The following is a 574-nucleotide window of genomic DNA, read 5'->3' on the forward strand; positions in this document are numbered from 1 at the left end:
CTTGTCTAAGTCGCCAAGCATCTCTTCAAGCTTTTGTTTTGCTTGGATGGAGTACGGATCGCGTTTTGTACTCAGCGCATCGATGCCTTTGCGAAGCAGTTGTAGCGCAGTACCCGGTTGGCCGCGAGCAATGGAATCGTTCGCTCGCTTAATCACGTTTTCGATGTTGATGCGAATTTGCATCGTTTCCAAACGCGCATTTTCGGTTACGTAAGTCTGGGTGTCTAATCGGCCTTTGTTGTGCTCGTTTCGAACGGTGTCACGCAGGCGCTTAACCAGCTTAAGCATCACGATGGCTTGCTTATCGCTGCTTGGCATTTTGAAAGAGGTACTTTCACCAGTCGGACCGTTTTCTTTTAGCTGTCCGATTTGTTGCTTCATATTGTCTATGCGTTGAGTGAGCTGCTTATTTTTCGGGTCAAGCTCATGCATGCTTTCTAGTGCATCAAGAATACGATTGTTTAGGCACAGCAGAAGCTCCTTACTAAAAGGAATATGGTGTGCGTGACCAATCAGTTCTTCAGTGCCATCAATAAGTGCAACATAGCGTGCCGATTCCTGCCTTTTGGCGGTT

At 47.2% G+C, this 574-nt stretch carries 1 protein-coding gene; it reads right to left on the reverse strand.

Going from position 1 to position 574, the window contains the following annotated elements; all coding sequences use genetic code 11:
• A partial coding sequence (locus tag R8N47_RS27085; RefSeq protein ID WP_318186352.1) for a DNA repair protein occupies window positions 1-574 on the reverse strand: 574 nt, incomplete at both ends.

This window comes from Vibrio sp. 2132-1, from assembly GCF_033344315.1.